This is a genomic window from Edaphosphingomonas haloaromaticamans (genome assembly GCF_001853345.1).
GTDB classification, from domain to species: Bacteria; Pseudomonadota; Alphaproteobacteria; order Sphingomonadales; family Sphingomonadaceae; genus Sphingomonas_E; species Sphingomonas_E fennica.
The window spans coordinates 2728981-2750924 of the sequence record NZ_MIPT01000001.1 but is presented as its reverse complement, the minus strand read 5'-3'; the positions used below and the strand labels follow the sequence as shown (position 1 = coordinate 2750924).

Sequence of the window (21944 nt, the reverse complement as noted above, 5' to 3'; positions counted from 1 at the left end):
TCTCGGTTCCGTTTTTGCTGGTCAAAACGGCACGACAAGGTTGCGTTTTGATCGGCCATTCAATATCAGCACAATAGAGTGCTGTTTCTGGGTTTCAACGGATTTCCTCTCGATGTCATCCATCACCGTATCGAGGCTCGCTTGGTCGACGCCAGACGGCCGCCGGATCTTTTCCGATCTCGACCTCGGCTTCCGCCGAGAGCGCGCTGGTCTTGTCGGGCGCAATGGCGTGGGCAAGACTACGCTGTTGCATATTCTTGCCGGACGGCTTCAACCGCAGGCGGGCACGATCTCCATCACCGGCACGCTTGGCGTGCTCAGGCAGAGCGTTCAGGTCGGCCCGCAAGAGACGGTGGCTGATCTGTTCGGTGTAGCGGGGGCGCTGGCGATTCTGCGCCGTGCCGAGGCCGGGGAAGCCGGCATCGACGAACTGGCGGAAGCCGACTGGATGCTTGATGAGCGCATCGCCACCGCGCTTGCGAAAGTGGGCCTTACAGCACGGGCCGATACGCTTCTTGCCGAACTCTCCGGTGGCCAGCGGACGCGCGCCGGCCTGGCTGCCGCGATCTTCGCTGAACCGGATTTCCTGCTGCTCGACGAGCCCACCAACAATCTTGATCGTGCCGGCCGCGACGCCGTGATCGGCTTCCTTGCCGACTGGAAGTCGGGTGCGATCGTCATCAGCCATGACCGCGCACTTCTGGAGCGCATGGATGCAATCGTCGAGATGACGTCTCTTGGCATCACTCGCTATGGCGGTAACTGGAGCCTGTACCGGGAGCGCAAGGTGGTCGAGCTTGAGGCCGCGCAGCACGACCTGGCGTTTGCGGAGAAAAGGATCGCGGAGGTCAATCGCAAGACGCAGCTCGCCGTCGCACGGAAAGATCGCCGGGACGCTAGTGGCGCGAGGAAAGGCGCTCGCGGCGATATGCCGCGTATTCTGGCGGGTGCCCGGAAGAACGCTGCCGAGGCGAGCCGCGGAGATGACGCTCGGCTTGCCGAGCGTCAGAAGGAGCAAGCTCGGGCGGCAGCCGCGGCGGCGCGGGAGAGAATCGAAACCCTGCAGCAACTGTTGCTCGTGCTGCCGCCGACTCGGCTCGCGGCGAGCCGCACGGTTCTGACGCTGGACAAGGTCATGGCCGGCTACGAGACCGGCCACCCGATCCTGCGCGACCTGTCCTTCGCCATGGTCGGACCGGAACGCGTCGCGCTCGTTGGGCCGAACGGATCGGGCAAGACGACCCTCGTCAAGCTGATCGCGGGCAAGATGCAGCCTACCGGCGGAAGTGTTTCGGTTGGTGTGGATTTTGCGCTGCTCGATCAGCACGTGAGCATCCTCGATCGCGAATGGTCGATCCTCGACAATTTCATGCGGCTGAATCCCGATTCCAGCGAACATGCATGCCGCTCCGCGCTGGCAGGTTTCCTGTTCCGGGCAGACGAGGCGCTGCAGAAGGTCGGCGCACTAAGCGGAGGCCAGATGTTACGCGCCGGTCTGGCCTGTGTGCTGGGCGGACCGCGTGCGCCATCGCTGCTCATCCTGGATGAGCCCACCAATCACCTGGATATCGACTCGGTTCAGGCGATCGAGGTCGGACTCGCGGCCTATGATGGGGCGCTTCTCGTCGTCAGCCACGATGAGGCGTTCCTGACCAATATCGGCATCAGCCGGCGGCTGGAACTGTTCGGAGAAGCGTCCTAGTCTGAGAAGACGCTTTCTCGACAGGACAGGGCGTTACTCCGGCGTCGCTGAAAGGCGGGCCTTCACGCGCGCCAGTTCCGGCTCGTAGCAGGTGTCGCCATTCGTCTTAACCTGCGCGATCGTGTCGTCGAGCAGGGCGCGGGCTTCAGCGAGGCGTCCCGATCCCGCAAATGCCTCGACCAGCGCGATGTTGAACGGGGTGTCGAGCATCCCGTAAGGCGCCAAGCGAAGCTCGCCGATGCCGTCCTGAAGGCGATCGATGCTGCCACTGGCATCACCCCGGCGGATGGCGAGTTCGGCAGCGAAGCTATGGGCCACGGCGAGATAAGGCGTCAGGGAATTCGCCTCGGCGAGTAAGGCGAGCGAGCCGATATATTCCTCCGCGCTCTCGAAATCGCCGGCCCATAGGAAGATCGTGGTCGCCCAGATCAGGGCGATGCATGATGTCACCGCATGATCGGCGTCGGCGGCATCCTTGATGGTCTGCCGTGCGCGTCCCAGCGCCTGGGTCCGATGGCCTTGCAGCCATAAAGTCCGCGCCAGCACCGCGCCCGCGAGAGTACGGCATTCGAAACCGATATACACCGTGGTCGTCCGCTGCGCGCGGGGCGTGCTGTGCAGCGCGGCCTCCAGTTCGGCGCGAGCTTCGTCCAGCGCTCCACCAAAATGCAGCGCCATGCCAAGGAGGGATCGGGCGATGGTCATGGCGACGGGGTCTTCGAGCGTGCGGGCGATGGTGGCGCATCGCCTTGCATGGTGCAGCGCGGTCTTGAAGTCGCCCGTCCGTATATAGAAGAGTTGTAGCGGGCCCCGCACCTGCAATTCCTCCAAGCGGTCGCCCGCTGCTTCGGCGATGGCAAGGCTCCGGTGCAGCGCCACGCGCGCCATGTCCTGGCCACCGCGGGTGAACATGACCGCCACGCCGATCGCGGCCTGGAAATGCATCTCCACGCGCCCTCCGCGTCCGGTCTCGTCCAGCTCGAGCAGCGCGCGCTCCGACCAGCGATGGCATTCCGACAGGAGCGACATGGCGAGGAATACCGGCGCCGCGGCGGCGGCAAGGTCGATCCCGATCCGTACATCGCCATCGTCGCCGAAACACCATTCCAGAGCGGCACGGACGTTGTTTAGCGCTGCGAAATGGCCGGCACGTTCGGTACCGTCCGACAGGATGCGTGCCGCCGCGTCGGTCTGGTCAAGCCAGCCGCGGTAATAGATGGCGTGTCGCGAAGCCAGTTCGACCTTTTCGGCAGCGCCCTCGGTGATCTCGAGCGCATAGGCGCGTGTCGTGTCCAGGAGCCGATAGCGCATCATCGCCCCGGCAGGCCGGGTCGCGACCATCGACTTCGCGACGAGGCTGTCCACTGCACCGAACACAGCCGCCTGATCGACAGTGTCGTTCGTCACCACCGCCAGCGCGGCCTCGATCGTGAAATCGCCAACGAAGATCGCCAGCCGTCGGAGCACCGTTCGTTCCAGTTCGGAGAGAAGCCCGTAGCTCCATTCCAGGGTCGCGAGCAGGGTCTTCTGGCGCGGCGGCGCGCTGCGTGGCCCGGCCCAGGACAGGGCCAGATTCTGATCGAGATGGGTCGCGATCTGCTGCAGCCCGTAGGCCCCGACCCGCCTGGCCGCCAGTTCGATAGCCAGGGGTACGCCGCCCAGATTGCGGCAGATGCTGGTCACGACTGCCGCATCCGCATCACCGAGATCCAGCCCGGTCCCGCTCGCCGCCACACGCTCGATGAATAGCCGGGTCGCGGAGAAGCTATGGACGGCGGCCGCCATCGCCTCGGCATCGCCCGGCGGGCAGGCCAGCGGGACCAGCCTGTGAATACGCTCGCCGTTGACCTCGAGCGCTTCGCGGCTCGTTGCGAGAATGTGGACTTGCGGCGCCGCTGCGAAGACCTGCGCCGCAAGGGCGGCCACGGCATCGATCAGATGCTCGCATGTATCGAGGATCAGCAGGATCCGTTTGTTCCTGAGATAGGCGATCAGTCCGGGTGTCGGGTCCTCGGACTGGATGGACAGGCCGAGCATCGAGGCCACGGCGGTTGCTACCAGATCGGGATCGCTCAGCATGCCGAGGTCGACGAACAACACTGCACCGGCAAAGCTGTCGGCCAGCGCATGCCCCACCTCCACGGCGACGGTGGTCTTGCCGATTCCGCCGCCGCCGACGATAGTGACGAACCGATGCGCCGGCAGTTGCTGCGACAGGGCCGCGACATCGTCCTCGCGGCCGACGATACCGATCGGGCGGTTCGGCATATTGGCATGCGCCCAGCGCGTCAGGGTCGGCGCGCGCTGCTCGCTGCGGCCTTCCACGCGTGAGACCGGTGCCACGAAACAATAACCGCGGCCGGTCAGCGTGGTGATGTAGCGAGCGCCGTCGATGCCATCGCCAAGTACGCGGCGCAGGTTCGCCATGTGGAACCGCAAGCTGCCTTCTTCGACGATCATGTCGGGCCAGACATGGGCCAGAAGATCCCGCTTGCTGACAACTTCGTTAGGCTGGGATGCCAGCCTGATCAGAATATCGAGCGCGCGCGCTCCGAGCTCCACGGGGGTGCCTTCCCTGGTGAGAAGCCGTTCGCTGGCTGCCAGGCTGAAAGGGCCAAAGGACAGGACGTCGCTGGTCTGCGCCGAGAAGTCGGTCATCGGATTTCGATCCGCTTTTCCATTTCAGCCAGCGTGCTCATGGCTGCTGGCAATACATGACAATCCATAACGGGCGCTTCCTTCGGGCTCCCGCTAGATGCTGCGTCACCAACCGCTTTTCCGCACAGGAGAATGGTGATGCCGACAGCATCTGTATCAGATCTATCCACGACCCGGCGCCGGTTTCTCATCTCCTCGGCCGCAGCCGGAGCGGTTGGCCTCATGCCTGCGGCATTGCAGGCCCAGACCGATAGCGGATCGGTCCGCCCCTTCAGGATCAACATCCCCGACCAGGCGATCACCGATCTGCGGCGGCGCCTCTCCTCTGCTCGCTGGCCGGCCAGGGAGACGGTGGCTGACGACTCGCAGGGCGTGCCGCTTGGCAGGTTGCAGCCGCTCGTCCGCTACTGGGCGACGGGCTACGATTGGCGGAAGATCGAGGCGAAGCTGAACGCCTTTCCCATGTTCATGACCGAGATCGACGGGCTCGACGTGCATTTCATCCATGTCCGCTCCCGCCACGAGAATGCGCTGCCGATGATCATGACGCATGGCTGGCCCGGCTCGATCCTCGAGTTCGTGAAGGTCATCGGCCCGCTCACCGATCCAACCGCGCATGGCGGCAAGGCCGAGGATGCCTTCCATCTGGTCGTGCCCTCGATCCCCGGCTTCGGATTTTCCGGCAAGCCGACGGCGACGGGATGGGGCTCGGACCATATCGGTCGCGCCTGGGCGACGCTGATGCAGCGGCTCGGCTATGAGCGCTACGTCTCGCAGGGCGGCGATTGCGGCTCGGTCATCTCCCAGCGGATGGCGCTGCAGAAGGTGCCGGGACTGCTCGGCATCCACCTCAACATGCCCGGCACCGTGCCGCCCGAGATCGCCTCGATCCTGACCGCTGAGGGACCGGCGCCGGCCGGACTATCCGTCAAGGAGAAGGCCGCGTTCGATGCGCTCGACACATTCTACAAGAACAGCGCGGGCTATGCGGAGATGATGGTCACGCGGCCGCAGACCATCGGCTATTCGCTGGTGGATTCGCCCATCGGCCTTGCCGCCTGGATGTACGACAAGTTCGCGACCTGGACCTATAGCGGGGGCGACCCCGAACGGGTGTTGACCCGGGACGAGATGCTCGACGACATCTCGCTCTACTGGTTCACCGAAACTGGAACCTCAGCGGCCCAAATCTACTGGGAAGATCATTCGAACAACTTCAACGCCGTGAATATCCCGAAGCTGCCTGTCGCCGTGACCGTCTTCCCGGGCGAAATCTACCGCGCGCCTCGGAGCTGGGCCGAGCGCTGCTATGGCAACCTCATCTATTTCAACGAGGCGGGCAATGGCGGCCACTTCGCCTCCTGGGAGCAGCCGGCGATCTTCACCGATGAAGTGCGTGCCGCATTCCGGCCGCTGCGCTGACCGCACACCAGCTTTCATGAAGGAGCATGATCATGAGTGAGATCAAGACCCTCTATACCGCCAAGGTCCACACCACTGGCGGCCGCGAAGGCGCGGCACGCAGCAGCGACGGCCGATTGGACGTCAAACTCTCCACGCCCGGCGCTCCGGGTATCGGCACCAATCCGGAGCAGCTGTTCGCCGCCGGCTGGTCCGCCTGCTTCGAGGGTGCGATGGGAATCGCCGCCAAGGGGATGGGAATCGCTCTTCCGGCCGATCTGGCGATCGACGCCGAGATCGATTTGAACAGGGGTGAAGGCGGCTATTCGCTTGGTGCGCGCCTCAATGTCCGCTTGCCGGGAATCGACCCCGAAACCGCGCGGGCGATCGTGGATGCCGCGCATCTGACCTGTCCATATTCCAGGGCCACGCGCGGCAATATCGACGTCGCGATCAGCCTAGTCTGATCATCCGCAGGAGAACCTGTCCCATGAACAAGCTCATCGCGGGTATTGCCGTCGCAGCGGCCGCCCTGCTCGGCAGCCGGCAAGCCTTCGCGCAGCCGGCCAAGCCTACCATCGTCCTGGTTCACGGCGCGTTCGCGGATTCGTCGAGTTGGAACGGCGTTATCGAGATATTGGAGAAGGACGGCTATCCCGTCATTGCCGCCGCCGACCCCTTGCGCGGCGTCCGGAGCGATGCCGATTATATCTCCAGCATCCTGTCCAGCATTGCCTCTCCCATCGTTCTGGTCGGCCACTCCTATGGCGGTTCGGTCATCAGCCTCGCCGCCAGTGGCCATGCGAACGTCAAGGCGCTGGTCTATGTGAGCGCCTTCGCGCCAGATGCGGGAGAAACCGCAGCCGGGTTGTCCGGCAAGTTCCCCGGCAGCACGCTCGGGTCAGCGCTTGCCCCGCCAGTGATGCTGCCGGGCGACGGGGCCGACCTTTATGTGCAGCGCGACAGGTTCCACGAGCAGTTCGCGGCAGACGTCCCGGCAGCCCAGGCGAGGCTGATGGCGGCGGAGCAGCGCCCGATCGCGCAGGCCGCTCTCAACGAAGCGTCGGGCGAACCGGCATGGCGGACCATACCCTGCTGGTTTGTCTATGGCGATGCGGACAGGAACATTCCCCCGCAGGCCCTCGCCTTCATGGCCCAGCGCGCGCGCTCCAGGCACACCGTCGTGGTCAAGGGCGCATCGCATGTCGTGATGGTGTCGCATCCCGCTCCGGTCGCGGCGCTCATCGAGCGGGCGGCAACAGCGCAATGACTGCCGATGGAGCGGTCGCATTCCCTGAAAGGATACAATCATGTCGAAGATCTGGCTCATCACCGGCAGCGCCCGCGGGCTTGGCCGTTTCATCGCCGAGGCCGCGCTCGCGGCGGGAGATCATGTCGTCGCAACGGCGCGCGACCCCGCCCGCCTGGCCGACTTGCAGGCTCAGCATGGCGACCAGCTGCGGACCTTCGCGCTTGATGTGACTGACGTGGCGGCCGCCGAGGCCGCGGTCGACTTCGCGGTCGAGAGCTTCGGCCGTCTCGATATTCTGGTGAACAATGCCGGCTTCGGACAGGTCGCGCCCTTCGAGCAGACATCCGAGGCAGACTTCCGCGCCCAGATCGACACGAACTTCTATGGTGTGGTCAATCTTACCCGCGCGGCCCTGCCGGGAATGCGCTGGCATCGCGCCGGCCACATCATCAACATTTCCTCCGTTGGAGCCCGTGTGAGCACGGCGGGTCTCGCCGCCTATCAGGCCGCCAAATGGGCTGTCGCCGGCTTCACCGAGGTGCTGGCGAAGGAAGTCGCGCCTTTCGGCGTAAACGCGATTTCGGTCGAGCCAGGTGGCATGCGAACCGACTGGGCTGCAATCGCAAGCGGCGGAGCGCAGGAGATTCTCCCCGATTATGCGGAAAGCGTCGGTGCACGGCTCGCCTCACACAAGACACTGGTGGGAAATGAGGTCGGTGATCCGGTCAGGATAGCCGATGTCATCGTAGCGCTCACACGCCGCGACAGGCTGCCAGCGCACCTCGTGCTTGGCAGCGATGCGCTCCATGCCATCAGGGAGGCCGAAAAGATAAGGCAGGCAGACGCGAAGGAATGGGCCTCGGTGAGTGCCTCCACGGACTTCCTGAATAGCACTGCCTCCTTCCTTGGCGCGCACGCATAGGACGGCGACAACAAGAGAAGCCCGCATTGCGAACAGGAGATTCCCATGACCAGCAAGACCAGAGCAACGATGGGCTCCCATCCAGATCGTAGGAACTTTCTGGAGATCGCGGTGGCATCGATCGCTGCTAGCCCGTTTGTCCTGGCCAGCCGCGCGGAAGCGCAGGCGGGACAGGCCGGGACGGTGCAGGCAGTCGCTGCCCGGCCGGGATCGGGGTCGGGCGCATCACTGGGGCCGCTCAGGCAGATCGACGCCGGTGCCCTCAATGTGGGCTATGTCGACAGCGGGCCGACCGATGGCCCTGCCGTCATCCTTCTGCATGGCTGGCCCTATGATATCCATGCTTTCGCAGAAGTGATCCCGCTGCTGGCATCGGCCGGTTGCCGCGTGATTGTCCCGCATTTGCGAGGTTATGGCACGACGCGTTTCCTTTCGACCGAGGCGGTACGCAACGGCCAGCAGGCGGTGGTCGCGGTCGATATCATCGCCCTGATGGATGCCCTCGGCATCGAAACGGCAATCCTTGCCGGCTTCGACTGGGGCGCGCGGACGGCCAATGTGATCGCAGCGCTCTGGCCGGAACGCTGCAAGGCGATGGTCTCGGTGAGCGGCTATCTGATCGGCAGCCAGGCCGCCAATCGCGCGCCTTTGCCTCCGGCCGCCGAACTGCAATGGTGGTATCAATTCTATTTCGCCACCGAACGCGGCCGGCTCGGCTATGAAGCGAACCGGAATGATTTCGCCAAGCTCATCTGGAAGATTGCGTCGCCAAAGTGGAGCTTTGATGATGCCACGTTCGAGCGATCCGCTCAGGCATTTGCGAACCCTGACCATGTGGCTATCGTTATCCATAACTATCGCTGGCGGCTGGGCTTGGCGACGGGAGAGCCAGTTTATGATGCGCTCGAAGCCCGGCTCGCCGCAGCCCCGGCGATCTCCGTGCCGACGATCACGCTCGAGGGCGACGCGAACGGCGCACCTCATCCGGACCCCACCGCTTATCGAAACAAGTTCACCGGCCGATACGAACACCGGCTGATACCGGGCGGCATCGGCCACAATCTGCCCCAGGAAGCGCCGCGGGCGTTCGCGCTTGCCGTCATCGATGTTGATCGGCTCTGAGGACAGGACGGAGACAACCGATGAGGACGGTTCACATCCTGCCGCTCGTGGGAGCGCTGTTCCTCCCCCTTACCATGGCATCACGCGCGCAAGGGGAGGGCGACGCGAGATCCGTTTCGCCGATTTACGGCGTTTCGCTCCCCGAGGGGTATCGCCAATGGGAATTGATCGCGCCCGCCCTGGAAGGGGAGCCGCTGAATGAGCTTCGCGCCATCGTCGGGAACAGGACGGCGATCGACGCCTATCGCAGCGGCACCCTGCCGTTCCCGGATGGGACAGTTCTGGTCAAACTTGCCTGGAAGCGCACGCCCTCCCAGGAATTCGAGCCGGCCGCCATTCCAGGCGCCGCCACGACCGTGCAGGTCATGGTCAAGGATTCCAGGCGGTACGCAGCGACCGGGGGCTGGGGCTTTGGCCGGTTCATCGGCGGGAAGCCGGTGGACGAAGTCCAGCATCGAACCTGCTTCGCTTGTCACGAAGCCCGCGTGAAGGGACATGACTTCGTGTTCACGAGGTTTGCCCCGTGACCAGTGTCTTTGTCACTGTGCGGGCCAACCGACCGTAAGATCAGGCGCGGGGGCCGTTGTCACATAAGCGAACGGCCGCTTCCAGTCCTGGCGAAGGGGAGGCAAACGGCCAAAATGGGCGCATTCTTGCCGGGCCGCTCGATGGGGAACGAATGACCGATTCTGGTGCGAGCAGACACTCTTGGCGAGACTGCATTCGCCGCCGCGAAGGTTTGCTGTTCCTATCTTATCGCCCGAAAGCGGCGGTGCCTGAGACTTGCCGTCAGTCCCGATCAGCCGTCGCGGGAGCAGTCAATTCAGATTGGCTGAATCAGCGGTCGGGTCCTTTTGCCGCCGCATCTTTCGCCACCCCGCAAGCAATTTAATAGGTCCTGAACCTAGGCTACAATAGCCTTGGGAGTTGGTTCTCGCGGCATTGAGCTATACGCCTGCTGCCAACGGCTGCCCTGGGTGTTCTGAATGTTCATACGCCAGCTCAACTATCTGATCGCCCTGGACAAGCATCGGCATTTCGGCCGCGCAGCGGAAAGCTGCCATGTCTCGCAGCCGGCCTTGTCGAACGGGATCAGGGAACTGGAACGCGAGCTCGGCATCACGATCATCAAGCGCAACCGCACCTTCGAGGGGATAACGCCAGAAGGCGAGCGGGTTATCCTGTGGGTCCGTCAAATGCTGGCCTCGCTGGAGGGATTGAGGCAGGAAGCCGATCTGGTGCGAAGCGTGCCACAAGGCATCTGTCGATTGGTGGTATTCCGACCGCAATTCATGCCGCCACGCTGCTGAGCGCGGAATATCGGGAAATCCTCCCGCAGCTCACCCTTAAGGTTATGTCGCTCAGCACGCCGGAGATTCTTCAGCGGCTGAAGTCTCAGGACCTCCACCTGGGGATGCTTTACGACCGATCGTTGGCCGGCGACGACTATGACGTGATGCCGCTATTCTCGGAGCGCTACGTCCTCGTCGCCAGCGAACAGACCTCGCTGCCGCACGAATTGAGCTGGGCCGACGTCACCGACCTGCCGCTCTGCCTGCTGAGCCGTGACATGCAGAACCGGCAGATGCTGGAAGAGATTTTCAAGGACGTTGGCGCGATGCCGAAGGTTGTGCTGGAGACGAACGCGATCCGCGCTCTGCTCGTCGAATGCCGGAGCGGGCGAGCGTTCAGCGTCATGCCGCTCAGCGTCTTGTCGACCCATGCCGAAGGCGGCGGGCTTCGGATTCACCACATCACGCCCGGACATACGGAGGATGTTTGCCTCGTCCGCCTGCGCCGCGAGAACCAGCCCGTGCTGTCGCAGGCGGCGTGGCGGATCGCGAGCAATCTCGACCTGGAGGCAATGCTCAACGGAGCCTTGGCCGATCCGGCTTGATAATCTCCGGTTATCACGAGGTTTGGTCAAACGATTGGACCCTCCGGGGGCTCCGGTCCAGCTTTCCTTGACGGCGGCGCGAGCAAATCGCCGGGCCAGCCATTCAAGGAGGCATTCCAATGGCCAAGGTTCTCTGTGTTCTCTATCCCGACCCGGTCGATGGCTACCCGCCGAAATATGCGCGGGACGACATCCCCACCATCACCGGCTACGCCAACGGCCAGACCGCGCCGACGCCGAAGGGGCCGCTCGGGTTCAAGCCCGGCGACCTAGTCGGCTGCGTCTCGGGCGAACTCGGTCTGCGCGCGTATCTGGAAAAGAACGGCCATGAGCTGATTGTAACCAGCGACAAGGACGGTCCGGATTCAGAGTTCGAGAAGCACCTTCCCGACGCCGAGATCGTGATTTCCCAGCCCTTCTGGCCCGCTTATCTGACCGCGGAGCGGATCGCCAAGGCGAAGAAGCTGAAGCTGGTCGTCACGGCCGGCATCGGCTCCGACCACACCGATCTGGAGGCGGCGGCGCGGGCGCACATAACCGTCGCCGAAGTCACCGGGTCCAACAGCATCAGCGTCGCCGAGCATGTGGTGATGATGATCCTGTCGCTGGTTCGGAACTATCTGCCATCGCACAAGATCGCCGTCGAAGGCGGCTGGAACATCGCCGATTGCGTGGAGCGCAGCTATGACGTCGAGGGGATGCACTTCGGCACGATCGCGGCGGGCCGGATCGGCCTTGCCGTGCTGCGCCGGCTCAAGCCCTTCGGGCTTCATCTCCATTACACCGATCCGCATCGTCTTGCTCCCGAGGTCGAAAAGGAGCTGGACCTGACCTTCCATCCGGATGCGGAGTCGCTGGTGAAGGCGGTCGATATCGTCAACCTCCAGATGCCGCTCTATCCCTCGACCGAGCATTTCTTCAACGAAGCGATGTTGGCGAAGATGAAGCGCGGTGCCTACCTCATCAACACCGCGCGCGGAAAGCTGGTCGAGCGCGACGCCATCGTGCGGGCACTAGAATCGGGCCATCTCGCCGGGTATGCGGGAGACGTCTGGTTCCCGCAGCCGGCCCCGGCTGATCATCCCTGGCGGACGATGCCATGGAACGGCATGACGCCGCACATCTCGGGCACATCGCTTTCAGCGCAGGCGCGCTATGCGGCCGGCACGCTGGAAATCCTGGAGAGCTGGTTCGACGGCACGCCGATCCGCGACGAATATCTGATCGTAGATAGCGGGGTGCTCGCCGGCACCGGAGCCACATCCTACAAGCTGACTTAAGGATAGCCTTGGACATGAGTCGGCGCGCCCTCCTTCGGGCGACCGGCCATGTCTCGTCTGCCGTGCCATACGGATGGTCGTTGATCCGGCTGCCAAGGAGTCGAGCGTGCCCTCTACTGTCTCTCAAGATGTTACCGCCCGTTCCCAGGCTGTCGATGCGCGGCTCACCCGCGCCGCCATCTTTCTGGTCGTCGCCATGGGCGCGGGGGACAAGCCAGAGGCGGCGGTGCGTGGCCTTTGCGCCATTCTATCGTCGCTGGTGCGCGGTGTTGGGTTCCGGGCGGCGGACGGCGGGCTCTCCTGCATCATGGGCATCGGCTCCGACGCATGGGACCGGCTGTTCGGAGCCCCAAGGCCCAGGGAACTGCATCCCTTCCGCGAAATCCGCGGCGTGCACCATGCGCCGTCCACCCCAGGCGACCTGCTGTTCCACATCCGCGCCGCGCGCATGGACCTGTGCTTCGAGATGGCGGCCCAGATCATGAAGCGGCTCGCCGGCCTCGCGTCGGTGACGGACGAGGTGCATGGCTTCCGCTATTTCGACGATCGCGACCTGCTGGGATTTGTCGACGGGACGGAGAATCCCGTCGAGCAGGCGGCGATCGACGCCACCGTCATTGGCCTGGAGGATGATCCGATCTTCGCCGGCGGCAGCTATGTAATCGTCCAGAAATACCTTCACGACATCGCCAAGTGGAACGCGATTCCCGTCGAGCAGCAGGAGAAGATCGTCGGGCGCGAGAAGCTGTCGGACGTCGAGCTGGACGAGGCGGCCAAGCCGAGCTTTGCGCACAACGTGCTGACGAACATCGAAGAGAATGGCGAGCAGCTGCAGATCCTGCGCGACAATATGCCGTTCGGCGATGTCGGCAAGGGCGAGTTCGGGACATATTTCATCGGTTATGCCCGCTCGCCTGCGCGGATCGAGCGGATGCTCGACAATATGTTCATTGGCCTGCCGCCGGGCAATTACGATCGCCTGCTTGACGTCAGCCGGGCGGTGACCGGCTCGCTCTATTTCGTGCCGTCGGCCGACTTTCTGGACGCGGTAACACCAGAACCGCCCACGGCCGACGGCAAGGATAGCGGTGGCGATGAGGCGATACCCGAAGCGCCCGCGCTGCCGGCACCTCAGCTAGCATCGAACGGATCGCTCCGCATTGGATCACTCAAAGACGAGGCAGGACATGAATAACCTCCATCGCGAACTCGCCCCGATCTCCGACCCCGCCTGGGAGCAAATCGACCAGGAGGCCACCCGTACCCTCAAGCGCTATCTTGCAGCGCGCCGGGTCGTGGACGTGCCGGATCCGAAGGGGACCACGCTCGCTGCCATAGGCACGGGCCATACCAAACCGATCGAAGCGCCGGCCGATGGTGTCGAGGCAGTGCGGCGCACCACCAATGCCGTCGTTGAGCTGCGCGTGCCGTTTACGCTCACCCGCGCGGCGATCGACGACGTGGAGCGCGGTTCCGAGGATTCCGACTGGGCACCGCTGAAGGAGGCCGCGCGCAAGATCGCTTATGCCGAAAATCGTGCGGTTTTCGACGGCTATGCCGGCGCCGATATCGGCGGCATCCGTCCGGGCGCCAGCAACGAGGCGGTGACGCTTCCCTTGGACGTCTCGGGCTATCCCGCCGTCGTTGCCCAGGCGGTCGACCGGCTGCGCCTCGCCGGCGTGGAAGGGCCCTATCGGCTCGTGCTGGGCGACGACCCGTTCACCGCGGTCAGCGGCGGCAGCGAGGAAGGCTACCCGGTGCTGCAGCATATCCGGCGCCTCGTGGAGGGGGAGATCATCTGGGCGCCCGGCATCGCGGGCGGCCTGGTACTGACCACGCGGGGCGGAGATTTCGAGCTGGACCTTGGGCAGGATCTGTCCATCGGCTATCTCAGCCATACGGACAAGATGGTCGAGCTATATCTGCAGGAGAGCTTCACCTTCCGGCTGCTGACCACCGAAGCTGCCGTGGCGCTTGAGGTTTCGCAACGCGAATAACTGCTGGCCCGCTGACTTAGGGGGAGGCCGCGACGGCCTTGTAGTTGACGATGATCAGTCGGTCGAAATCCGATCGATAGCCCTTCGCAATATGCGGTTCATCGACCCAGCCCCTGCATGGCTGCCATAAAGGATGATCTTGGGGACACGGGCGAGCTTACGCTCGCCAGCATGGCGACATCGTTGCCCCCCTTCAAACAGGATTGCGATCACGCGTTCCAGTTCGCGCTGCTTCGCTGCCGGACGGTGATCGAGGTCGGTTCGCACGCCTAATCTGCTTCGCGCCATTGTAGCCGGAAGCCAAAAGGCGTTTGCGATACCAGTGCAATACCAGCAGCTCGTTTTGGATGGGATTTTGGGCCTGCTTAAGGGCCTCGGCGAATCACTTTTTCAAAGTGATATCAGCGTCTTCGGGTCTGGTGGAGCTGAGGGGAATCGAACCCCTGACCTCTGCAGTGCGATTGCAGCGCTCTCCCATCTGAGCTACAGCCCCTCGCCCGAGGCGGTCCCTTTAGCGGCAGCTTTCCGGGGATGCAACGCCCATCGCGTCGAATTTTTCAAAGATTTCTTTCATTCCGCGGATGCCCTGGCGAACGGCCCACGGCGGGGCCGCGCGCGGATCAGTCCAGCAGGGCGGAAACCAGCGCCTTCACCTTCTTCTGCCGCCATTGCGGGAGCGGCGCGAGCAGCCAGTAGGACGGGCCTTCGGGCCGGTTGGCATAGGATTTCACGCGGCCGGTGGCGATGTCCGCCTCCGCCAGCAAGGCGGGCACGCAGGCTCGGCCGAAGCCCGACGCGGCGGCATCGATGGCGAGGCCGGCATCCGCCACGGTGAGCGGGGCGATGGCCACGTCGCTGGCTGGGCAGCCGGGCCAGCCGATCAGCGCCTCGTTGCCGCCGTCCACGCCGACGGTGACGAAGCCGGGCGCGGGGAGGGGGGCGCCCTCATGCTCGCCGGCATTGCCGACGAAGCGAATCGCCAGATCGAGATTGGCCTGGGTGAAATCCAGCTCCTCGTCCGCCGCGATCAGCACGAAGCGCAGTTCGGGATCGGTGCGGCCGTACGCGGCGAGGCGCGCGCTCAGCCATTTGGCGGTGAGATCGCGCGGGGCGGCGATCGTCAGCGTCTTGGAGGATTGGCCCGCCTGCATGGCGCGCACCGCCTCCTCGAACTGGAGGAAGCCCGCACGCAGCGCATCGAGGCCGGCGGCGCCTTCCGGCGTCAGTTCCAGCCCCTTGGCGGTGCGGCGGAACAGCACCACGCCCAGCGTATCTTCCAGCGCGCGGATCTGCTGGCCCACGGCCGCCGGCGTCACCGCCAGCTCGTCCGCCGCGCGGGTGAAGGAAAGGTGGCGGGCGGCCGCATCCAGCACGCGCAGGCCGTTCAGGGGAAGGTGGGTCCGCTTCATCCCGTCACCGCCGGGCCGATGAGCTGGAAGCGGGGAATACGCACGTCGAAGCTTGATCCATCCTCGCCCACCATATGATAGCTGCCCTCCATGGTCCCGGTCGGCGTGTGGAGCGGGCAGCCCGATACATAATCATAGCTGCATCCGGGCTCGATCACCGGCTGCTCGCCCACCACGCCTTCGCCCTGCACCTCATGCCTGCCGCCGCGCCCGTCCGATATCGTCCAGTGGCGGTGGAGTAGCTGGACGGCGAAAGGACCGTCATTCTCGATGCGGATATGATAGGTCCAGAACCAGCGGCCCTTGGACGGTTCCGACTGCTCGGGCAGGAAGCTGACGGAGACGCGGACCATCACGTCCCGCGTTGCCGCGCTATAGGGAAAGAGCGCGGCGAACGGCATCAGAGGCCCACCGCCTTAAGCGCGCGATCGAAATCCTCGATCACATCCTCGGGATCTTCCAGCCCGATATTCAGGCGGAGCATGCCTTCCTCCACGCCCATTTCCGCGCGGACGGCTTCCGAAAGGCCGCTGTGGGTGGTGGAGGCCGGATGCGTCATCAGCGAGCGCGAATCGCCGATATTGTTGGAGATATCGACCAGCTCCAGCGCATCGAGCAGCGCGTGGGCCTGCGCGCGTCCGCCATCGAGGTAGAGCGACAATATCGTGCCGCCGGCCGACATCTGCTTCATCGCAAGATCGTGCTGCGGATGGCTGGCAAGCCCCGGATAGAGCAAGCGGGGCACGCGCTTTTCGAGGAATTGGGCGACCTTCAGCGCATTCTCGCTCTGGCGGCGGATGCGGAGGTCGAGCGTTTCCAGGCCCTTCAGCACCACCCAGGCGTTGAAGGCCGAAAGGGTGGGGCCGGTGTTGCGGGTGAAGGAAAGCAGGGTGTTCTCGATGAAATCGGCCGTGCCGCAGACCGCGCCGGCGAGCACCCGGCCCTGGCCGTCCATCATCTTGGTGGCGGAATAAGCGACCACGTCCGCGCCATAATCCATCGGCCGCTGGAGGAGCGGCGTGGCGAAGGCATTGTCCACCACGGTGAGGATGCCGGCGTCCTTGGCGATGCGGCACACGGCTTCCAGATCGACCACGTCCAGCGTGGGATTGGCCGGCGTCTCGAAGAAGAAGAGCTTGGTGTTCGGCAGGATGGCGGCGCGCCAGGCGTCGTTGTCCCGCGCGTCGATGATCGTCGCGGTGATGCCGAAGCGGGGCAGCAGCGTATCGGTAAGCCAACGGCAGGAGCCGAAGGCGGCGCGGCCGGCGACGATATGGTCGCCCTGGCTAAGCTGGCAGAGCAGGGCCGCCGTCATCGCGGCCATGCCGCTCGCCATCGTCCGGCAGGCTTCCGCGCCTTCCAGCAGAGCGATGCGCTGTTCCAGCATCTCCACCGTCGGGTTCTGCAGGCGCGAATAGGTCATGCCCTGCTGATCGCCGGCGAAGCGGGCGGCGGCATCGCCTGCGCAATCATAAGCGTAGCCCGACGTGAGGAACAAAGCCTCGCTCGTCTCGCCATAATTGGAGCGCGCCGTGCCGCCGCGAACGGCCTGGGTGGCGGGGCGCCAGCGCGAGGTGATGGAACGATCCTGTCCGGTGAGCTTCTTCATGGGGATCGCTTTGCAGCGGCGGGGCAAGCCGCGTCAATCCGCCAGCGCGCCCTTGCGTATGCCAAGGGGCAGAATATGGTGCCGCCCGACCAGAGGAGATGGATGAAATGGCTGCAATTCGGGATATTCCGCTGAAGGCGATCGACGGCGGCGATGCGACGCTGGGTGATCATGCCGGCAAGGTGCTGCTGGCGGTGAACGTGGCCTCGCAATGCGGGCTGACGCCGCAATATGCCGCGCTGGAGGCGGTGTTCGAGAAATATGGCGACCGGGGCTTCGCGGTGCTGGGCTTTCCGGCAAACGATTTCGGCGCGCAGGAGCCGGGGACGGACGACGAGATCGCGTCTTTCTGCGAGACCAATTTCGGTGTGACCTTCCCGATGTTCTCCAAGATCGCGGTAAACGGCGCCGATCGCCACCCGCTTTATGCCGCGCTGATCGCGGCGAAGCCCGAGGCGCAGGGCGGCGACGGGATGGAGGCGAAGCTGGAAGGTTACGGCTTCAAGCGCGCCAACCCCAGCGACATCCTGTGGAATTTCGAGAAGTTCCTGATCGGCCGCGACGGCAATGTCGTGGCGCGCTTCGCGCCGGACGTGGCGCCCGACAGCCCCGAGATTGTCGAGGCGGTCGAGCGCGAACTGGCGAAGTAGGGGCGGGCGCCCGATTCGGGGCGCGCCTCAGAGCGCCGCGAGCACCGCATCCCCCATTTCGGCGGTGGATATCCTGCCGCCGAGATCGGGGGAGCGGGCGCCGGCCGCGAGCGCGGCGGCGACGGCGGCCTCGATCCGGTCGGCCTCCGCCGCCTTGCCGAGCGAATAGCGCAGCATCATCGCCGCCGAAAGGATGGTGGCAAGCGGATTGGCCTTGCCCTGGCCGGCGATATCGGGCGCGGAGCCGTGGATCGGCTCGTAAAGGCCCTGGTTGCGGCTGTTGAGCGTGGCGGAGGGCAGCATGCCGATCGAGCCCGCGCACATCGATGCCTGATCGGACAGGATGTCGCCGAACAGGTTGCCGGTGACGATCACGTCGAACTGGCCCGGATCGCGCACCAGCTGCATGGCGGCATTGTCCACATACATGTGGTTGAGCGTCACATCGGGATAGTCGCGCGAAACCTCGATCACGACATCGCGCCAGAGCTGCGAGGTCTCGAGCACGTTCGCCTTGTCGACCGAGCAGAGGCGGCCCCGGCGCGCGCGCGCGGTTTCGAAGCCGACGCGGGCGATGCGGGCGACTTCCGCCTCGTTATAGGACATGATGTCATAGCCTTCGCGCAGGCCATCGGCGGTGGTGCGCATGCCCTTTTCGCCGAAATAGACGTCGCCGTTGGTTTCGCGGACGATGACGAGATCGATGCGTGCCGCCACTTCCGGCCGGAGCGCCGAGGCATCGGCCAGTTCCGGGAACAGCCGGGCGGGGCGGAGATTGGCGAACAGGCCCAGTTCCTTGCGCAGGCCGAGGATCGCCTGTTCGGGGCGGAGATGGCGTTCCAGTGCATCGCAATCGGGATCGCCGACCGCGCCGAACAGGATGGCGTCCGCGCGGCGGGCGAGATCGAGCGTCTCGGGGGGGAGGGGGTGGCCCACCGCCTTGTAGGCCGCGCCGCCGACGAGGCCGCGTTCGAAGGAAAGGGCATCGCCCGTCACGGCATCGAGCACGCGGACGGCCTGTTCGATGACTTCCGGGCCGATACCGTCGCCGGGCAGCAAAGCGATGAGCATGAACCAATCCCCTAAATGTCAGTCGGGGGAGCCCATGCCGTCTGCGGGGCCGTTACGGAAGCCCGAATATCGGAAAATTCAGCCGGCGACCCGATCGAGCAGGTCGGCCGGATCGAGATCCAGCCGGCGGATGCGTTCGGCGATGCGGGGCCATTCCTCGCTGAGGAAGGTTTCGCGTTCGGCCTTGAGCAGGCGGCGCGTGGCGCCTTCGGCCACGAACATGCCCACCCCACGCCGGACGGTGACGAGCCCGTCTTCCTGGAAGCTCTGATACGCCTTCGCCACGGTGAGCGGGTTGGCGCCATGTTCGGCCGCGAAGGCGCGCACCGAGGGCAGCGGATCGCCATCGGCATAGGTGCCGTCGAGGATGGCGGCCGCGATATGATCGCGCAGGCGGAGATAGACGGGACGGGCTTCCTGAGTCATCGGCGTAATGCTGTAATAATACAGCACGGCGCGTCAAGCGAAGTCTGGTTCCCACGACGAAACGACCGCTTCATAGGCCGGACGGGGCCGTTCCTCGAGCGGGCGGGAAGGCGATCCCAGGAAGATGAAGCCGGCGATGCGTTCGTCCGCGCCGCCGAAGGCGTTGCGCACCATATCCGAATAAGCGGGCCAGCCGGTCAGCCACCCGCCGACGAAGCCCAGCGCATGGGCGGCGGTGAGCAGGTTCATGCAGGCGGCGCCTGCCGACAATTCCTGTTCCCAGAGCGGGATGTGGCTGGCGTGCGCGGGCCTGGCCATCGCGACCACCAGCGCAGGCGCCTGATGGGCGAACTGATCGATCGATTCCAGTTCCAGCCGGCCGGCATCGGGCTTGCCTTCCAGATAGGCGCGGCGGAGCAGCGCGTGGAAGGCATCGCGCTTTTCCGCCGGGACGACCACGAAGCGCCAGGGCGCGAGCTTGCCGTGATCGGGCGTTCGCGTGGCGATCTCCAATATCTGGCGAAGCTCGCCGGCATCGGGGCCGGGCGCGACCATGTCGCGCGGCTTGCCGGAGCGGCGGGAGGCGAGAAGGGCGATGGCGGAGGAGGGATCGTTGAACATGGCGCGATGGGTATCAGCGCCGACGCCGCGCAACAATCTTCTTCACACGGGAAATATCGGCGCTAGTCTGCCGGCCAATCCGGCCGGGGTTCGGCACCCGGCATATCATATCGAAAGTGATCCTGATGGTCCAACCCGCAGCCGATGCGAGCCCGGAAACCGGCGCCGCATCCGCCCGACGAACCGATGGCCCCACATGGTTCGGCCACCCGCGCCAGCTCGCGCGGCTCTTCACCACCGAGATGTGGGAGCGATTCGGCTTCTACGGCATGCGGGCGCTGCTGACGCTCTACCTCGCCGAACATTTCCTGTTCAACGACAGCACGACGACCGGCCTTTATGGCGGGTTCACCGCCCTGGTCTATCTGACCCCGCTGGTGGGCGGCCTGATCGCCGACCGTTATCTGGGATCGAAGCGATCGGTGAAGTTCGGCGCGATCCTGATGGCGCTCGGCTATTTCACGCTCTGCTTCGGCGGCGAAACCGCCAAGCCCTATGCGGTGATCGACGGGCAGCGTTACGAGGTGCAGGTCGACAAATCGACCGCCGCCAAGCAGCAATATGTGATCGACGGCGACACGCGCCTGGCGATCAAGGGCAATGAGGACGGCACGGTATCGCTGCTCGCGGCCGACGGATCGGTCGCCCGCACGGTGCAGAAGGGCGGCTTCGAGGCCGGGGGCGACCGCAGCACCTTCTTCACCATGGTGATGCTGATCGCGCTCAGCATGATCACGGTGGGCAACGGCTTCTTCAAGCCGAACATCTCCACCATCGTCGGCACGCTCTACGAACCCGGCGACCGCCGCCGCGACGCCGGCTTCACCATATTCTACATGGGCATCAACCTGGGGTCGCTCTTCTCGCAGCTCCTCTGCCCGTGGCTTTCGGTGGCTGTCGGCTGGTGGGCGGGCTTCGGCCTCGCGGCGCTGGGCATGCTCTTCTCCTGGTCGCTGATCCAGTTCGACGGCGGCAAGCTGGACGGTTATGGCGAGCCGCCGGTACGGACCGGCCCGGACCGTTCCTGGCTGATCTACATCCTGTCGATCGTCGCGATCCCGCTCGTCTGGTTCCTGTTCGTGAACCTGATGAACTCGCCCGCGCCCAAGTCCGGCGAGGGCATGCTGGGCTATCTGCTGGCGCTGCCGCTGATGGGCAAGCTGCTGTTCGGAACCTTCCTCGTCGCCGTGCCGGTGATCCTGGCATGGTCCTACAAGGTCGGCAGCAAGGTGGAATTCCAGATGATGCTCGCGGCCTGCGTGCTCATCATCTTCAACGTCGTGTTCTGGACGCTGTTCGAACAGGCGGGTTCCTCGCTCACGCTCTTCGCCAACCGCAATACCAATCTTTCGGTGTTCGGCCTGTTCGAGATGACGGCGGGGCAGACCCAGTTCTTCAACGCCTTCTTCATCGTCGCGCTGGCGCCCTTCTTCTCGATCATGTGGACGGCGCTCGCCAAACGCGGGCTGGAGCCTTCGATCCCGGTGAAGTTCGGCGTGGCGCTGGCCGGCGTGGGGCTGGGCTTCCTCGCGCTCGTCTGGGGATCGCATTATGCGGGCGCGGACTTCAAGGTCGGGCTCTGGTGGCTGGCGCTGCTCTACCTGATCCACTCGATGGCGGAACTGTGCATCTCGCCGGTGGGGCTGAGCATGATCACCAAGCTTTCCATCGCCCGCATCGTCGGCCTGATGATGGGGCTGTGGTTCCTTTCCATCTCCGTCGCGCAATATGTGGCCGGCATGGTCGCCCAGGTCGCCAGCGTCGAGACGGTGGGCGGGCAGGTGACCAACCTGAAGGTCAGCCTGGATACTTATGTGAACGTGTTCTGGACGATCGGCCTGGTTTCGATCGGGATCGGTATCGTGCTGATTCTCATCTCTCCCCTCATCAAGAAGTGGATGCACGGTGTTCAATAGGAAATTCGCCA

Annotated in this window: 21 protein-coding genes, 1 tRNA gene and 1 pseudogene; 14 read left to right on the top strand and 9 right to left on the bottom strand. The window is 64.7% G+C overall.

What is annotated here, in order from left to right; translation table 11 throughout:
• Nucleotides 1-112: 112 nt before the first annotated feature.
• Nucleotides 113-1702, top strand: coding sequence for an ABC-F family ATP-binding cassette domain-containing protein (locus tag BHE75_RS12660; RefSeq protein WP_070934078.1), 1590 nt, complete (start codon nt 113-115; stop codon nt 1700-1702).
• Between the two features lie 33 nt (nt 1703-1735).
• Here the strand turns inward: BHE75_RS12660 and BHE75_RS12655 are convergent, their stop codons facing one another.
• A complete protein-coding gene (locus BHE75_RS12655) occupies nt 1736-4360 on the bottom strand; it encodes an ATP-binding protein (protein WP_070934077.1) in 2625 nt (874 codons plus the stop codon).
• A 222-nt stretch (nt 4361-4582) separates the two neighbouring features.
• Here BHE75_RS12655 and BHE75_RS12650 point away from each other — a divergent pair, with 222 nt between their 5' ends.
• The 11 genes from BHE75_RS12650 (at nt 4583) to BHE75_RS12605 (ending at nt 14231) form a co-directional block, all read left to right on the top strand.
• On the top strand, nt 4583-5782 hold the full coding sequence (locus BHE75_RS12650) for an epoxide hydrolase family protein (protein ID WP_254684442.1): 1200 nt from the start codon (nt 4583-4585) through the stop codon (nt 5780-5782).
• A 32-nt stretch (nt 5783-5814) separates the two neighbouring features.
• Complete coding sequence (locus tag BHE75_RS12645) at nt 5815-6228, top strand: organic hydroperoxide resistance protein (RefSeq protein WP_070935832.1); 414 nt, start codon at nt 5815-5817, stop codon at nt 6226-6228.
• Between the two features lie 23 nt (nt 6229-6251).
• A complete protein-coding gene (locus BHE75_RS12640) occupies nt 6252-7031 on the top strand; it encodes an alpha/beta fold hydrolase (protein WP_070934076.1) in 780 nt (259 codons plus the stop codon).
• Between the two features lie 40 nt (nt 7032-7071).
• The gene (locus tag BHE75_RS12635; protein ID WP_070934075.1) at nt 7072-7935 is read left to right on the top strand and encodes an SDR family NAD(P)-dependent oxidoreductase; all 864 of its coding nucleotides are present in this window, start codon (nt 7072-7074) and stop codon (nt 7933-7935) included.
• A gap of 45 nt (nt 7936-7980) precedes the next feature.
• Nucleotides 7981-9057, top strand: a complete 1077-nt coding sequence (locus tag BHE75_RS12630) for an alpha/beta fold hydrolase (RefSeq protein WP_070934074.1) — start codon at nt 7981-7983, stop codon at nt 9055-9057.
• A 20-nt stretch (nt 9058-9077) separates the two neighbouring features.
• The gene (locus tag BHE75_RS12625; RefSeq protein ID WP_070934073.1) at nt 9078-9584 is read left to right on the top strand and encodes a cytochrome P460 family protein; all 507 of its coding nucleotides are present in this window, start codon (nt 9078-9080) and stop codon (nt 9582-9584) included.
• Between the two features lie 459 nt (nt 9585-10043).
• On the top strand, nt 10044-10367 hold the full coding sequence (locus BHE75_RS24510) for a LysR family transcriptional regulator (RefSeq protein ID WP_084653168.1): 324 nt from the start codon (nt 10044-10046) through the stop codon (nt 10365-10367).
• A complete protein-coding gene (locus tag BHE75_RS24505; RefSeq protein ID WP_254684550.1) occupies nt 10274-10954 on the top strand; it encodes a LysR family transcriptional regulator substrate-binding protein in 681 nt (226 codons plus the stop codon). Before BHE75_RS24510 ends, BHE75_RS24505 begins: the two co-directional genes overlap by 94 nt.
• A gap of 119 nt (nt 10955-11073) precedes the next feature.
• Nucleotides 11074-12234, top strand: a complete 1161-nt coding sequence (locus BHE75_RS12615) for an NAD-dependent formate dehydrogenase (RefSeq protein ID WP_070934072.1) — start codon at nt 11074-11076, stop codon at nt 12232-12234.
• A gap of 106 nt (nt 12235-12340) precedes the next feature.
• A complete protein-coding gene (locus tag BHE75_RS12610) occupies nt 12341-13429 on the top strand; it encodes a Dyp-type peroxidase (protein WP_084653499.1) in 1089 nt (362 codons plus the stop codon).
• Nucleotides 13422-14231 carry a family 1 encapsulin nanocompartment shell protein gene (locus BHE75_RS12605; protein ID WP_070934070.1) on the top strand — a complete coding sequence of 270 codons (810 nt, stop codon included), beginning with the start codon at nt 13422-13424 and terminating at the stop codon, nt 14229-14231. Before BHE75_RS12610 ends, BHE75_RS12605 begins: the two co-directional genes overlap by 8 nt.
• Before the next feature lie 37 nt (nt 14232-14268).
• On the opposite strand, the pseudogene BHE75_RS24085 reads toward BHE75_RS12605, so the two are convergent.
• The 5 genes and pseudogenes from BHE75_RS24085 to BHE75_RS12585 all read right to left on the bottom strand — a co-directional run.
• A pseudogene (locus BHE75_RS24085) lies at nt 14269-14498 on the bottom strand (nucleotidyltransferase); the annotation flags it as partial.
• 150 nt (nt 14499-14648) lie between these two features.
• Nucleotides 14649-14724, bottom strand: a tRNA-Ala gene (locus tag BHE75_RS12600).
• 127 nt (nt 14725-14851) lie between these two features.
• Nucleotides 14852-15640 carry a LysR family transcriptional regulator gene (locus tag BHE75_RS12595; protein WP_070934069.1) on the bottom strand — a complete coding sequence of 263 codons (789 nt, stop codon included), beginning with the start codon at nt 15638-15640 and terminating at the stop codon, nt 14852-14854.
• Nucleotides 15637-16041, bottom strand: a complete 405-nt coding sequence (gene apaG, locus BHE75_RS12590) for a Co2+/Mg2+ efflux protein ApaG (protein ID WP_015457191.1) — start codon at nt 16039-16041, stop codon at nt 15637-15639. The genes BHE75_RS12595 and apaG overlap by 4 nt, the downstream gene beginning before the upstream one ends.
• Nucleotides 16041-17249, bottom strand: coding sequence for a trans-sulfuration enzyme family protein (locus BHE75_RS12585; RefSeq protein WP_070934068.1), 1209 nt, complete (start codon nt 17247-17249; stop codon nt 16041-16043). Before BHE75_RS12585 ends, apaG begins: the two co-directional genes overlap by 1 nt.
• A gap of 107 nt (nt 17250-17356) precedes the next feature.
• Between BHE75_RS12585 and BHE75_RS12580 the strand changes: the two genes are divergently transcribed.
• Nucleotides 17357-17899, top strand: coding sequence for a glutathione peroxidase (locus BHE75_RS12580; protein WP_015457189.1), 543 nt, complete (start codon nt 17357-17359; stop codon nt 17897-17899).
• A 27-nt stretch (nt 17900-17926) separates the two neighbouring features.
• Here the strand turns inward: BHE75_RS12580 and leuB are convergent, their stop codons facing one another.
• From leuB to BHE75_RS12565, 3 genes are all read right to left on the bottom strand, one after another.
• On the bottom strand, nt 17927-18970 hold the full coding sequence (gene leuB / locus BHE75_RS12575) for a 3-isopropylmalate dehydrogenase (RefSeq protein WP_070934067.1): 1044 nt from the start codon (nt 18968-18970) through the stop codon (nt 17927-17929).
• Nucleotides 18971-19048: 78 nt separating this feature from the next.
• A complete protein-coding gene (locus BHE75_RS12570; protein ID WP_015457187.1) occupies nt 19049-19396 on the bottom strand; it encodes a GntR family transcriptional regulator in 348 nt (115 codons plus the stop codon).
• Between the two features lie 33 nt (nt 19397-19429).
• Nucleotides 19430-20017, bottom strand: coding sequence for a nitroreductase family protein (locus BHE75_RS12565; RefSeq protein ID WP_070934066.1), 588 nt, complete (start codon nt 20015-20017; stop codon nt 19430-19432).
• A 125-nt stretch (nt 20018-20142) separates the two neighbouring features.
• On the opposite strand from BHE75_RS12565, the gene BHE75_RS12560 reads away from it, so the two are divergent.
• Nucleotides 20143-21933 carry a peptide MFS transporter gene (locus tag BHE75_RS12560; protein WP_070935830.1) on the top strand — a complete coding sequence of 597 codons (1791 nt, stop codon included), beginning with the start codon at nt 20143-20145 and terminating at the stop codon, nt 21931-21933.
• Nucleotides 21934-21944 lie beyond the last annotated feature (11 nt).